The organism is Stenotrophomonas bentonitica (assembly GCF_013185915.1).
Lineage (GTDB): Bacteria > Pseudomonadota > Gammaproteobacteria > Xanthomonadales > Xanthomonadaceae > Stenotrophomonas > Stenotrophomonas bentonitica.
On record NZ_JAAZUH010000001.1, the window covers coordinates 1,222,146 to 1,235,437 of the forward strand.

The 13,292-nt window shown below is 68.9% G+C and carries 12 protein-coding genes; 6 read left to right on the plus strand and 6 right to left on the minus strand.

Going from position 1 to position 13,292, the window contains the following annotated elements; translation table 11 throughout:
• Window positions 1-34: 34 nt before the first annotated feature.
• The 5 genes from HGB51_RS05460 to HGB51_RS05480 are packed head-to-tail and all read right to left on the minus strand — an operon-like array spanning window position 35 to window position 5,967.
• Window positions 35-430: an InvB/SpaK family type III secretion system chaperone gene (locus HGB51_RS05460; RefSeq protein WP_070206866.1), complete on the minus strand. Its 396-nt coding sequence runs from the start codon at window positions 428-430 to the stop codon at window positions 35-37.
• Window positions 427-2,493: an EscV/YscV/HrcV family type III secretion system export apparatus protein gene (locus tag HGB51_RS05465; protein ID WP_070206867.1), complete on the minus strand. Its 2,067-nt coding sequence runs from the start codon at window positions 2,491-2,493 to the stop codon at window positions 427-429. The genes HGB51_RS05460 and HGB51_RS05465 overlap by 4 nt, the downstream gene beginning before the upstream one ends.
• Window positions 2,490-3,617: a type III secretion system gatekeeper subunit SctW gene (gene sctW / locus HGB51_RS05470; protein ID WP_070206868.1), complete on the minus strand. Its 1,128-nt coding sequence runs from the start codon at window positions 3,615-3,617 to the stop codon at window positions 2,490-2,492. Before sctW ends, HGB51_RS05465 begins: the two co-directional genes overlap by 4 nt.
• Window positions 3,598-5,286: a type III secretion system outer membrane ring subunit SctC gene (sctC, locus tag HGB51_RS05475; protein WP_070206869.1), complete on the minus strand. Its 1,689-nt coding sequence runs from the start codon at window positions 5,284-5,286 to the stop codon at window positions 3,598-3,600. The genes sctW and sctC overlap by 20 nt, the downstream gene beginning before the upstream one ends.
• Window positions 5,287-5,289: 3 nt before the next feature.
• A complete protein-coding gene (locus HGB51_RS05480; RefSeq protein ID WP_070206870.1) occupies window positions 5,290-5,967 on the minus strand; it encodes a helix-turn-helix domain-containing protein in 678 nt (225 codons plus the stop codon).
• A 146-nt stretch (window positions 5,968-6,113) separates the two neighbouring features.
• Between HGB51_RS05480 and gloA2 the strand changes: the two genes are divergently transcribed.
• From gloA2 to rnfB, 5 genes are all read left to right on the plus strand, one after another.
• Window positions 6,114-6,506, plus strand: coding sequence for an SMU1112c/YaeR family gloxylase I-like metalloprotein (gloA2, locus tag HGB51_RS05485; RefSeq protein ID WP_070206871.1), 393 nt, complete (start codon window positions 6,114-6,116; stop codon window positions 6,504-6,506).
• A gap of 110 nt (window positions 6,507-6,616) precedes the next feature.
• Window positions 6,617-7,060 (plus strand): DUF2147 domain-containing protein, encoded by a 444-nt coding sequence (locus HGB51_RS05490; protein ID WP_070206872.1) that lies wholly within the window; start codon window positions 6,617-6,619, stop codon window positions 7,058-7,060.
• A gap of 114 nt (window positions 7,061-7,174) precedes the next feature.
• Window positions 7,175-9,256 (plus strand): methionine--tRNA ligase, encoded by a 2,082-nt coding sequence (gene metG / locus HGB51_RS05495; protein ID WP_070206873.1) that lies wholly within the window; start codon window positions 7,175-7,177, stop codon window positions 9,254-9,256.
• A 4-nt stretch (window positions 9,257-9,260) separates the two neighbouring features.
• Window positions 9,261-9,851: an HAD family hydrolase gene (locus HGB51_RS05500; RefSeq protein WP_070206874.1), complete on the plus strand. Its 591-nt coding sequence runs from the start codon at window positions 9,261-9,263 to the stop codon at window positions 9,849-9,851.
• Window positions 9,848-10,261, plus strand: coding sequence for an Rnf electron transport complex subunit RnfB (gene rnfB, locus HGB51_RS05505; RefSeq protein ID WP_070206875.1), 414 nt, complete (start codon window positions 9,848-9,850; stop codon window positions 10,259-10,261). The genes HGB51_RS05500 and rnfB overlap by 4 nt, the downstream gene beginning before the upstream one ends.
• Here the strand turns inward: rnfB and HGB51_RS05510 are convergent.
• Window positions 10,242-10,589: a RidA family protein gene (locus HGB51_RS05510; RefSeq protein WP_070206876.1), complete on the minus strand. Its 348-nt coding sequence runs from the start codon at window positions 10,587-10,589 to the stop codon at window positions 10,242-10,244. The two genes, rnfB and HGB51_RS05510, sit on opposite strands and share 20 nt — an antisense overlap.
• A 140-nt stretch (window positions 10,590-10,729) precedes the next feature.
• Here HGB51_RS05510 and mprF point away from each other — a divergent pair, with 140 nt between their 5' ends.
• Complete coding sequence (gene mprF, locus HGB51_RS05515; RefSeq protein WP_070206901.1) at window positions 10,730-13,288, plus strand: bifunctional lysylphosphatidylglycerol flippase/synthetase MprF; 2,559 nt, start codon at window positions 10,730-10,732, stop codon at window positions 13,286-13,288.
• The last annotated feature ends 4 nt before the right edge of the window (window positions 13,289-13,292 follow it).

Consider the following 13,292-nt stretch of genomic DNA (forward strand, 5'->3'; position numbering starts at 1 on the left):
GTGGCACAGGGCCGCCAGCAGGGCACGGCCGCTGTCACCGCAGCATGCCCTGCAGTTCGAGCACGCGGGCGTGGAAGCCTTCGATCGCCGAGGCCAGCAGGCTGGACTCGTGGCGGCAGTCGGGCTGCAGCGCACCGCCCACCAGGCAGCCTTCGTCGAGCTGGCGCAGGGCCAGGCAGCCGTTGGCGAAATGCGCCGCCGGCGACGAGAGCGCGGCCAGCAGTTCGTCGGCGCGGTTGCTGAAGCGGTCGGCCGGCGAGGTGTCCAGCCGTCCCCACAGATAGACCATGTCGTCGACCGGATCGAGCAGCAGCTCGCCCACGTCGGCAAAGCCCATCACAACGGAGGAATGGGTGTCGAACTGGAAGCGCGACGGGTCGCAGCCCAGCTCCTGGAGGGCGGCGTTGAGGGTGTCCAGCAGGGAGGTCATATGCTTCTCATCACATCAAGGGTGACCGTGTCGGAGATCTCGGCAAACGAGAGCACCGGGGTCGCGGGAAGGCGGTTTTCGATGAAGCGCTTGACGAAGCGGCGGATGTCCGGCGCCACCATCAGCACCACGTCGGGGCGGCGCGCGGTGATTTCGCCGACATGCAGGGCGAAGCGGTCCATCAGTTCGCCGGATTCGGCCGGTTCGAGATTGAGGTAGGCCGCGCCCTGGCTCTGGCGGATGCCGGCGCGGATCTGGTCTTCGACCGGGCTGGACACCAGGATCGCGGGGATGCGCCCGTCGCGGGCGAAGCGCGCGGAGATGTAGCGGGCCAGCGCGCCACGCACGTGTTCGACCAGCAGGATCACGTCCTTCTCGCGCTGGCCCCACTGCGCCAGGGTTTCCAGCACGACCTTCATGTTGCGGATGGAGACGTCTTCGCGGAGCAGGCGCTGCAGCACTTCGGCCACGCGCTGGATCGGCATGTGCCGGTAGGTTTCCTTGACCAGCTCGGGGAAGCGCTTTTCCAATGCGTCCAGCACATGCTTGGCTTCCTGGATGCCGAACAGCTCGCCGACGTTGCGCAGCACCGCGCCGTGCACCAGCCGGCGCAGTTCCTCGTAGTCGCTGGAGACTTCGCAGCCCAGCGCGCGCACGTCCTGGTGGGACTCGGCCAGCACCCAGCGCGCACTGCCGCCGTCGTGCGGCACCACCAGGCCCATGTCCAGCGCCTCCAGTTCGTCCTGTCGGCCCCAGACCCGGACATGCCCGCTCACCACGTGTGCGCTGGCGGCCGGGATCTCGTTGATCAGCACCTTTACTTCGTGCTCCTTCGCCGGTTCATGGCTGCGCAGCACCAGCGGTGCCAGCTGCATGCCGGTGTTGACGAAGGCGTCATGGCGAAGCTGTTCTTCCCACTGCCCCGCAACTCCCGCTTCATGCAGCGGCGGCGGCATCAGCAGGATCAGCGGCAGGGTTTCGCTGGTCAGGCGCGCGGCGGCGGTGTCGCCCTGCCCGGCCGGCGCACCGGCAGCACCGGACCCGGTGCCTGCAGCGGCGTCGCCTTCTGCGGCGGCGCCACGGCGCAGGCGCCACACCAGCATGGCGGCCAGGCCGACTGCCAGGCCGGCGAACACCGGCAGCGGGAAGCCCGGCAGCAGGCCCAGCAGCAGCACCAGCACCGCACCGGTGCCCAGCACCAGGTTGCTGTTGAACAGTTCGCCCAGGATGTTGGCGCCCAGGTTGTTGCTCTCGCCGCTGACCCGGGTGACGATGAAACCGGCGCTGATGCAGATCAGCAGCGCGGGGATCTGCGCGACCAGGCCGTCGCCGATGGTCAGCAGGGTGAAGGTGTTGAGCGCCTGCGAGAACGCCATGCCATGCTGCAGCATGCCGACGGCGATACCGCCGAACAGGTTCACGAACACGATCACGATGCCGGCGATGGCATCGCCCTTCACGAATTTCATGGCGCCGTCGTAGGAGCCGTACAACTGGCTTTCCCGCTCCACGTCGCGACGGCGGCGCTGCGCTTCTTCGGAGGTGATGGCTTCAGCGCGCAGGTCGGCGTCGATGCTCATCTGCTTGCCGGGCATGCCGTCCAGCGAGAAGCGCGCCACCACCTCACCGATACGCTCCGAGCCCTTGGTGATGACGATGAACTGGACCAGGGTGATGATCGCGAAGATCACCGCACCCACCACCAGGTTGTCGCCGACCACGAAGTCGCCGAACGCGCTGATGACCTGGCCGGCGTCGGCGTCGAGCAGGATCAGGCGGCTGGTGCTGACCGACAGTGCCAGCCGCATCAGCGTGGTGAACAGCAGCACCGAGGGGAAGGTGGAGAAGTTGAGGATGCGCTCGACATAGAACGAGCTCAGGAAGATGATGATCGCCACGGCCATGTTCAGGCCGATCAGCAGGTCGACCAGGAAGGTCGGCAGCGGGATGATCAACATCGCCACGACCACCGCCATCAGCACAACCAGCGCCAGCTCCGGGCGCAGCACGCCACGCGCGCGGGCGACAAAGCCCGTTGCGCTCGTGTTGGTCACGCTGTTCATACGTTCACCCCTGCGACATGGCTGGCCTGCCAGCGTTCGCGCTTCATGCTTTCCACCACCACGACCTCCAGGGACTGCACCGCGCGCTCGCGCGCCACGTCATCGCTCCACACCGCGTCGGGCAGGCCGCCCAATGCGCGTCGCAATGCCTGCACCAGGCGCGCGCGCTCCGGCGCCGACAGCGCCACGCGCGCATCGGCCAGCGGCCCGGCAAACAGTCCAGCCCAGTCCTGCAGGCCGCGCACCACGTCGAGCAGGCCGCCGACCACCGCTTCGGCGGTGGTGGACAGCCGTGCCAGCAGGCGGTCGCGGGTGGCTTCCTGGACCAGCAGCTGGTCGGTGGAGCGCAGCACCGCCAGGTTGCGCACCTGGCGCAGCAGGCGGCCGAATTCCAGGTGCGAGGCACTGGGGTCGAGCGAATACATGTCCGCGCCGAGCGCCTGTTCCATGAAATCGACCACCTGGGCGCGGCGCTCGAAGCCGTACAGCGCGATCCAGCCCGCGTACTCGCCCACGCAGTCCTGGTGGTTGCCGATGAAGTCGCGGTAGCTCTGGCGCAGCGCACGTGCGGAAAACTGGCTGCCGCGCGCGGCCAGGCGCGCCTTGACCGCGACATTCACGCCGCCGCGCAGGGCCGCGCCCTGCCCCAGCGCCGCCTGTTCGGCCAGCAGCTGCTCCATGGCCTGCTGCAGCAGCTCACGGACCTCGTCCAGTTCATCGTCGGCCAGCAGCGAACGCAGCACGGCCAGCATGTCGCTGGGGTCCGGGAAGAACTGCTTGAGCAGGGCAAGCAACTGCACCGGGCTGCGCATGCCGTCGAGCAACGCACGCAGGTTGCTGACCTTGCCGTACACCTCGTCGTCCAGCACGTGGTCGATCCACGCCTGCGATTCGCTGCTGCCGCTGGTCTGCTGGCCGTCGCGGCGGCGCTGCAGCGAGGCAACGAGTGCGCCGAGGTCGTCCTGCATGGACAACGCCGTACTGAGCATGCCCGGGCGCGACGGCTTGCCCGACGCGGCCATGATGTCGCGCGATGCGTCGTCACGGTCGCCCTGCGCGGTGGCCTGGCGCGGCGTGATCGGCAGCGGTGCGGTCTGCGGTCGATTAATGGCCGGCAGTGCCATGCGCGCCCTCCACAGCGTTGAAGCCCGGGTGCAGCGCGCGGAACGTGTCGTGCACGGCTTCGCCCACGCCGCGGCCGTAGACCTCCGGCATGCGGTACGTATCCACCGGGTCGCTGCCGTTGAGCAGGCGCGGCTGGATCAGGAACACGCGCACCAGGTTTTCGGCCGACTGGCTGTCCTGGCCGAACAGCTTGCCCACGCCGGGAATACGGCGCAGTCCGGGAATGCCGGCATACCCGACGTCGGTCTGGCTGCGGGTGTAGCCACCCACCAGCAGGCTCAGCTCCTGCGGCACGCGCGCGACGGTGTCGATCACGGTGCGGTTGACCAGCGGCAGGGTGTCCACCAGGCGGCTGGTGTCGGCCGCACCGTCTTCAATCTTCCGCTGCATTTCCACTTCGTTGCTGCTGGAAATGCGCGGCCGCACGCTGATCAGCGTGCCGTAGGTCACCGGCTCCAGCGAGGTGGCGCGCTCACCCACCAGCTGCGCGTAGAAGGTCTGGTTGCTGTCGAAGTAGGCCGGGATGTTTTCCTGGGTGAGCAGCACCGGGCGCGAGACGATGTGCGCGTCGCCCTTGCTGGCCATGGCCTGCACCGAGGCGAGGAAACGGGTGCCGTCCAGGGTGCTGACCGAACCGGACTGGTTGATGCCGATCTTGAGCCGGTTGCCGACGTTGATGCCGCCGCTCCAGGTGACGCCGAGGCGGTCGAGCTGGGTCTTGCGGATGTCGATGATCCACAGCGAGAGTTCGATCTGCTTGCGCGGCACGTCCAGTTCACCAACCAGGCGCTTGACCTGTTCGATCTGGGCCAGGGTGCCGCGCACGATCAGGCTGTTGGTTTCGGCGTAGGCCATGATCACCGCCGGCGACGGGCCGAGCGGCACGCTGCCCACGCGCTGCGTCTCCGCAGTCGGCGACGGCGTAGCGGGCAGCAGCTCTTCGGTGATGCTGGCCGGGTCGACCGGCAGCGGCGGCTGCTTGACCACCGCACCAAAGTCGCCGAGCTGCAGCACGCCGGCCAGCACGTCGGCCATGCCCGGCAGCGAGGTTTCGGCGGTGCGCAGGCCGAAGCGGCGACCATTGACGAAGCTGTGCTCCAGCTTGAGCACTTCCACATGGTGCGGGCTGGCGTCGGCGCCTTCGTACAGGTCGTCGAGGTAACGCGCGGCGTTGAGCACGATGTCCACGTACACCGGCGGTCCGGCCACGTAGAAGGTGCCGTCGGCGCCGCCGCCGCGCACCGGGTAGCGCGCGTCCGACAGCCGCGCCTTGCGCAGGAAGTCGGCCAGGGTGGCCACCGAGGTCGAGCGCAGGCGGCCGACCGCGTTCTTCTGCTCGCTGGCGTCGTACACGTAGATCGAGGTGCTGTCGCTGTACCAGACCAGGCCCAGCTCGGCGGTGACCTTGGCCAGCACGTCGAACGGACGGGCCAGGTCGAAGCTGCCGGACACTTTCTTCTTGTGGGCCTTCGGGCTGATCACCACGGCCTGGCGCGCGCGTGCGCCGATCGCATTGAGCAGGTGGTCGGCACTGTCGGCGCGCGACACGAAGCCGGTGGCATGCGGCAGGTCGGCGCGGTCGGAGATCGCGGTGCCTTCCAACGGGGTCTGCGCCAGTGCAGGCGCGCTGACGAACAGCAACAACAGGAACAACGACAGGGAACGCATGGATCACTCGTTGGGCGTCGGAACGGCCCGGTAGACGGAAAGGGGAGAACAGCCGATCAGCGATTTCACGTCGGTGCAGAAATGCGACAGCGACGCGTAGCCGTGGTCGGCCGCGAGGTAGGTGAACGAGCGCGCGCGCCCGGGATAGGCGAGCAGCGCCCGCGCGGCGCGCTGGATGCGCAGCTCGCGCTTGAGCGGGCGCCCCAGGACCTGCCGGCAGCGCCGGTGGAACTGGGCCGAGGACAGGCCGTAACGCTCGGCCAGTGCGGCAACGGTGTTGTCGCCGCCTTCCTCCAGCAGGAAGCGCATCAGCCCATAGCTTTCGCTGCGGGCTAGGTGGCGCAGCAGGCAGGCCGCCGGGGTGTCGTCGCCCTGCCCGGCGCCACGCGCCAGCTGGCCAATCAGCCACGCGGCCGCCACGTCCGGCACATCCAGCGCGGCCGGCACCACCCAGCACAGCGGCGGCGGCTCGCCGACCGGACGCTGCAGGCCGGAGGCGTGATCGTAGTGGGCCAACGCACGGGCCATGCCGCTGCCGGCCAGCGCCACCGCCTGCAGCCCGGTGCCCCGCGGCAGCGGCAGGCCGGCCAGCAGCAGGCGCTCACCGGCCGCGAGCCGCACCCGCTGGCCACCGGCGCTGAATTGGACCGGCGCCTGCCCTGCATTGACGATGACGTACATCCGACCCCTCCCTTCAACAAGGGCTGCATGGTGAAGACGGGGTCGGGGCAAGGCTTTACAAGAAGTTAGAAAGCCGACGCGAGTTGGAGTATTTGTATCGGTCCCGCTCAGACAGTTGCGCGCTCGCGCCACCAGGAATCGATCCCATGACACCGCTGCTCGGCATCCACCACGTCGCCCTGATCTGTGCCGATTACGACCGATCGCGCGATTTCTACGTGCGCATCCTCGGCCTGGCGGTGAAGGCCGAGCACCATCGCGCCGCGCGCGACTCGTGGAAACTGGACCTGGCGCTGCCCGACGGCGGGCAGCTGGAGCTGTTCTCGTTCCCGGCGCCACCGCCCCGGCCCAGCCGCCCGGAGGCGCAGGGCCTGCGTCACCTGGCGTTCCAGGTGAAGGCGCTGGAGCCGATGATCGAGCGCCTGGCCGCCGAGGGCGTGGCCTGCGAACCGATCCGCACCGACGAGTACACCGGCCAGCGTTTCACCTTCTTCGCCGACCCCGACGGGTTGCCACTGGAACTCTACGAAGTCAACTGAATAGGTTGTAGTCGGCGAAAAACTTCCGTTCCGTACCAGAGCGAATGGGTATACAGTCCAGCTGTCCCGGCCGAGCGCCGGCATCCACGTACATCCCTGGGAGGGGAAACATGCGCAAGACGTTCAAGACCCTGCTGCTGGCGCTGCCGTTGGTGATGGCCGCCATGTCCGCTTCGGCTGCCGACAGCGCGGTGGGCCGCTGGAAGACCATCGACGACAAGACCGGCCAGGTGAAGTCGATCGTGGAAATCACCCAGGCCACCAACGGCACCCTCAGCGGCAAGGTGGTGGAAGTGCTGAAGTCGGACAAGGGCCCGAACCCGGTCTGCGACGACTGCAGCGGCGCCAACAAGGGCAAGCCGGTGAAGGGCATGACCATCCTGTGGAACCTGAAGCCGGACGGCGACCACAAGTGGGCCGGCGGCACCGTGCTGGACCCGGCCAACGGCAAGACCTACAAGTCCAAGGTGGAACTGCACCAGGGCGGCAAGAAGCTGGACATGTCCGGCTGCGTGGCCTTCATCTGCCGCGCCCAGACCTGGGTCCGCGAGTAAGCGCAAACCCCGCAGGATCAACGACATGGGGCCGCAGCGGGTTGACCGCTGCGGCCCTTCGTCTTTGCGGGGAGCATGCGATAATCCCGCGTTCCCCCGGCACCCACGCAGACCATGACCCGCACCGCTCTCGTCACCACCGCCCTGCCCTACGCCAACGGCCCGCTGCACCTGGGCCACCTGGTCGGCTACATCCAGGCTGACATCTGGGTGCGCGCGCGGCGAATGAGCGGCGGCAAGACCTGGTTCGTGTGCGCCGACGACACCCACGGCACCCCGATCATGCTGGCCGCGGAAAAGGCCGGAGTGACCCCGGAGGCGTTCATCGCCAACATCCAGGCCAGCCACGAGCGCGATTTCGCCGCGTTCGGTGTCGCTTTCGACCACTACGACTCGACCAACTCGGCCGGCAACAAAGCGCTGACCGAAGCGTTCTACCTCAAGCTCGAGGCGGAAGGCCACATCACGCGCCGTTCGGTGGCCCAGTTCTACGACCCGGCCAAGGGCATGTTCCTGCCCGACCGCTACATCAAGGGCATCTGCCCGAACTGCGGCAGCGCCGACCAGTACGGCGACAACTGCGAAGTGTGCGGCGCCACGTACGCACCGACCGAGCTGAAGGACCCGCGTTCGGTGATCTCCGGTGCGACCCCGGAAATCCGCGATTCGGAGCACTTCTTCTTTGAAGTGGGCCGCTTCGAGGGCTTCCTGCGCGAGTGGCTGGCCGAGGATGTGGCCCTGCCCGGCGTGAAGGCCAAGCTGGGCGAGTGGCTCAACGCCGAGGGCGGCCTGCGCGCGTGGGACATCTCGCGCGATGCACCGTACTTCGGCTTCCAGATTCCCGGCCACCCGGGCAAGTACTTCTACGTGTGGCTGGACGCGCCGATCGGCTACCTGTCCAGCTTCCAGGCGCTGTGCGCGAAGACCGGCGAGGACTTCGACGCGCACCTGCGCGCCGGCACCAGCACCGAGCTGCACCACTTCATCGGCAAGGACATCGTGAACTTCCACGGCCTGTTCTGGCCGGCGGTGCTGCACGGCACCGGCCACCGCGCGCCGACCCGCCTGCACGTCAACGGCTACCTGACCGTGGACGGCGCCAAGATGTCCAAGTCGCGCGGTACCTTCGTGATGGCCCGCACCTTCCTGGACGCCGGGCTGGAACCGGAGGCGCTGCGCTACTACTTCGCCGCCAAGTCCTCCGGCGGCGTGGACGACCTGGACCTGAACCTGGGCGACTTCATCGCGCGGGTCAATGCCGACCTGGTCGGCAAGTTCGTCAACCTGGCCAGCCGCTGCGCCGGCTTCATCAGCAAGCGCTTCGAGGGCCGCCTGGCCGACGCGCTGCCCGATGCCGCCCAGTACGACCGCTTCGTCGCGGCGCTGGCACCGGTGCGCGAAGCCTATGAGCGCAACGATCCGGCGGCCGCGCTGCGCCTGACCATGGCGCTGGCCGACGAAGCCAACCGCTACATCGACGAGCAGAAGCCGTGGGTGATCGCCAAGCAGGATGGCGCCGACGCGCAGCTGCAGTCGGTCTGCACCCAGGGCCTGAACCTGTTCCGGGTGCTGGTCACCGCGCTCAAGCCGGTGCTGCCGGCCACCGCCACGCAGACCGAGGCCTTCCTGGCCGCGCCGGTGCAGCGCTGGACCGACATTGCCTCGCCGCTGCTGGCCCACACCATCGCCGTGTACAGCCCGCTGTTCACCCGTATCGACCCGAAAATGATTGACGCCATGACCGACGCTTCCAAGGACACCCTCGCCGCCCCCGCGCCTGCCGCCCCGGTCAAGCCGGCCAAGCCGGCAGCGCCCGCCGCTGCACCGGCCGCAGCGCCCGCTGCCGCCACTGCCGAAGGCCCGGCCTACATCGGCATCGACGACTTCGCCAAGCTCGACCTGCGCATCGGCAAGGTGCTGGCCTGCGAGTTCGTGGACGGCTCGGACAAGCTGCTGCGCTTCGAACTGGACGCCGGCGACCTCGGCACGCGCCAGATCTTCTCCGGCATCCGCGCCAGCTACGGCGAGCCGGAAAAGCTGGTCGGCCGCAGCGTGGTGTTCATCGCCAACCTGGCCCCGCGCAAGATGCGCTTCGGCCTGAGCGAAGGCATGATCCTGTCGGCCGGTTTCGACGGTGGCGCGCTGGCGCTGCTGGACGCCGACAGCAGCGCGCTGCCGGGCATGCCGGTCCGGTAACACCGTGGAACTGGCGCTGTTCGACTTCGACAACACCATTACCGACTGCGACACCTATGCGCGTTTCCTGCGCCGGGTGGCCACGCCGGAACAACTGGCGCATGCCTGGTGGAAGGTCGGACCGTGGCTGCTGGCGTATCGGCTTAAGCTGATCTCGGCCGAGCGCATCCGCGCGCGCGTCACCTGGCTGGTGATGCGCGGCCGGCATGGCGACGACATCGCCGCCCAGGCCGCCGGCTTCGCGCGCGACGTGCTGCCTGGCGTGGTGCATCCGAAGATGCTCGAGCAGATCCGCTGGCATCAGCAGCAGCGCCACACCGTGGTGGTGGTGTCCGGCTCGCTGGACCTGTACCTGCGCCCGTGGTGCGAAAGCATGGGCGTGGAGATGCTGTGCAACCGGCTGGAAGGCAGGGACGGGCGGCTGACCGGCCGCTACGCCGACGGCGACCTGGGCCCGCGCAAGGCCGAACGGATCCGCCGCCGCTACGACCTGTCGCGCTACCTGCGCATCCACGCCTACGGCGACAGCCGGGAAGACCGCCCGATGCTGGCCCTCGCCCATGAGCGCTGGTATCGCGGCAAGCTGCTGAAATGATCGCGCTTGTCGAACGCCTCGATCGGTTGCTGCCGCAGACCCAGTGCGGGCAATGCGGCTTCGACGGCTGCCGCCCGTATGCCGAGGCGATGGCGCGTGGCGACGCGGGCGTGGACCATTGCCCGCCCGGTGGCGATGCCGGCGCGCGCGCACTGGCGAAGGTGCTGGGCGTGCCGGCCCTGCCCTACGACCGCAGCCGCGGCCAGCACCTGCCCGCGCAGGTGGCGCGGGTGGTGGAGGCCGACTGCATCGGCTGCACCAAGTGCATCCAGGCGTGTCCGGTGGATGCGATCGTGGGCGGTGCCAAGTACATGCACACGGTGATTGCGGATCTGTGTACCGGCTGCGAGTTGTGCATTCCACCGTGTCCGGTGGATTGCATCGAGCTGGTTACGGAAGCGCGGCCGTAACCACGATTTCGACCTTCCAGTCCGCGTCGGCCAGCTTGGCTTCCACGGTGGCGCGGGCCGGAGTCATGCCCGGAACCACCCATTCGTCCCACGCGGCGTTCATGCCGGCGAAATCGGCCATGTCGGCGAGGAAAATCTCGGCGCGCAGCACGTGCTGCTTGTCGCTGGCCACCAGCGCCAGCAGCTTGTCGATCTCTTCCAGCACCTGGCGGGTCTGGCCGGTGATGTCCTGGCTGGTGTCTTCGGGGATCTGCCCGGAGAGGTAGGCGACCTTGTTGTGCACGGTCATCTCGGACATGCGCGGACCGACATCGTAGCGTTCGATCATGGCGTGGACTCCTCTGTGATGGTGCGGCCATTGTCGCCGATGCCGCCACACCGCGCACACGCACCCCGCTTGGCAACGGCGGGCCGGAAGCGCACGATTCCCCGGCAAGGCACGGTGTCGTGCCGGAACCCGCTGCCTCGATGACCGATTCCGTCACTGCCCCTTCGTCCCGCCTTGGCTGGCGCCGCGCGGCGACCATCCTCTTCAGCCTGGCGATCCTGGCACTGGCCCTGCGTGGCCTGGCCAATGAGTTCGACGATCACGGTTACCGTGCCATTCGCGACGCATTCCACCAGCTCGGCGCCGGCCAGGTCGCGCTGGCCGTGTTGCTGGGCCTGGCCAGCTACGCCTGCCTGATCGGGTTCGATGCGATCGGCCTGCGCCGCAGCGGCAAACGCCTGCACCCCGCGCGCGTGGGCATCACCGCGTTCCTGGCGCACACGCTGGGCCAGACCCTGGGCTTTGCCGCGCTGACCGGCGGCGCCGTGCGCCTGCGCAGTTACGGCAGTGCCGGGCTGAGCCTGGCCGAGATCGGCCAGGTGGTGCTGATGAGCACGCTGGGCTTCGTGTTCGGCGCCTGGCTGCTGCTGGCGCTGGCGTTCCTGCTCGAACCCGGTGCGGCGGCGCTGGCGCTGCCGGTGTCGGCACAGGCGGTACGCGTGCTGGGGGGCGTCGCGCTGCTGGCGTATGTGGGCACCGTGGTGCTGGTCGGCCGCGACGGCCGCACCTTCCACATCCGCGGGCACGCGCTGTGGCTGCCGGACCGCCGCACCATGCTCGGCGTCACCGCGCTCAGCGTGGTCGAGCTGGTGCTGGCCAGCGCGGCGTTCTACGTGCTGTTGCCGATGGATACTCCGACCGGCCTGCCTGGCTTCGTGGGGCTGTACCTGGTTGCGGTGCTGGCCGGGCTGATCTCCAGCGTGCCGGCCGGGCTGGGCGTGTTCGAATGGAGCCTGCTCAAGCTGTTGCCCCAGGTGGCACCGGCCGCCGTGCTGGCGGCCGCCCTGATCTACCGCGTCACCTACTACGTGCTGCCGCTGCTGCTGGCGACGCTGCTGGCGGTGGTGCCGGCGCTGCGCCGACCGCTCAAGGTGGGCGCGGGTGCCACCCGCGCCGGCTGGACCGCGCTGCGCCCGTGGCTGCCGCAGATCATCGCGCTGGCGGTGTTCAGCGTCGGCGCGGCGCTGGTGATCGACGGCACCCTGCCGACGCCGCGCCGACACCTGCTGCACGCCTCGCTGCCGATCCTGGAAACCTCGCACCTGCTCGGCAGCCTGGCCGGTGTGGTGCTGCTGCTGATCGGCCAGGGCCTGCAGCGCCGCAGTCATGCGGCGTGGGTGCTGGCCTTGGCGATCTGCGTGATCGCGCCGCTGCCGATCTGGCTGCGCGGCGGCCAGGTGCTGATCGCGCTGGCCTCGGTACTGGTCGCGATGGCGCTGTGGGCCTCGCGCCGCGAGTTCTACCGCCAGGGCGCGCTGCTGGACGAAGCGTGGTCGTGGCCGTGGATCCGCAACCTGGGGCTGGTGCTGGTGGCGGTGATCTGGCTGCTGTTCTTCGTGTACAGCCACGTGGAGTACCAGAACGAGTTGTGGTGGCAGTTCGCCGCGCAGGGCAACGCGCCGCGTGCGCTGCGCGCGTTGCTGGTGGTGGCGATCGCGCTGGCCATCTTCGGGCTGGCGCGGCTGCTGCACAGCACGCGCACACCGTTGCCGGCGGCTGACGGCGCGACCCTGGACGCACTGGCGCCGATCCTGCAGGAAGCGCAGGACACCCAGGCCTGCCTGGTGCTGACCGCCGACAAGGCAGTCCTGCGCGATGCGGCCGGGCACGGCTTCGTGATGATGCAGCGCTATGGCGGTTCATTGATCGCAATGGGCGACCCGGTGGGACCGCCGGAGGTGGCCCGGGCGTTGATCTGGCGCTTCCGCGAGGAAGCCGACCGGCTCGGCCTGCGCCCGGTGTTCTACCAGGTCGGCGAAGCGTATTGGCAGACCTATCTGGACCTGGGCCTGACCCTGGTCAAGCTGGGCGAGGAAGCGATGGTGCCGCTGCAGGACTTCGGGCTGGAGGGGCGTGAGCGCGCCGAGCTGCGCCAGGCCTGGAACCGCGGCAAGCGCGGCGGACTCAGCTTCCGCGTGGTGCCGCCCGCCGATGTAGCGGCGTTGATTCCCGCGCTGGCGGTGGTCTCGCAGCAGTGGCTGGACGACAAGGCCGGCGACGAAAAGGGCTTTTCGCTGGGCAGTTTCGATCCGGCCTACCTGGCCCGTTTCCCGGTGGCGGTGGTGGAAGCGGAAGGTCGCATCGTGGCGTTCGCCAACCTGTGGCAGGCCCCGGCCGGGCATGAGCTGTCGGTGGACCTGATGCGGCACGTCGACGACGCGCCCAAGGGCACGATGGATTTCCTGTTCATCGAGCTGTTCCTGTGGGGCCGCGAAAACGGCTTCCACCGTTTCTCGCTGGGCATGGCGCCGCTCTCGGGCCTGGCCCAGCACCGGCTGGCGGGTCGCTGGAACCGCTTCGCCAATGTGGTGGCCCGCCACGGCGAGCGCTTCTACGGCTTCAGCGGCCTGCGCCGCTTCAAGTCCAAGTTCGCCCCCCAGTGGCGCGCCCGCTACCTGGCCGCCCCCGGCGGCATGCACCTGCCGGCGGCACTGCTGGATGCCACGCGCCTGATCTCACTCTCCCCGCGCAAAGGGTAGAGCC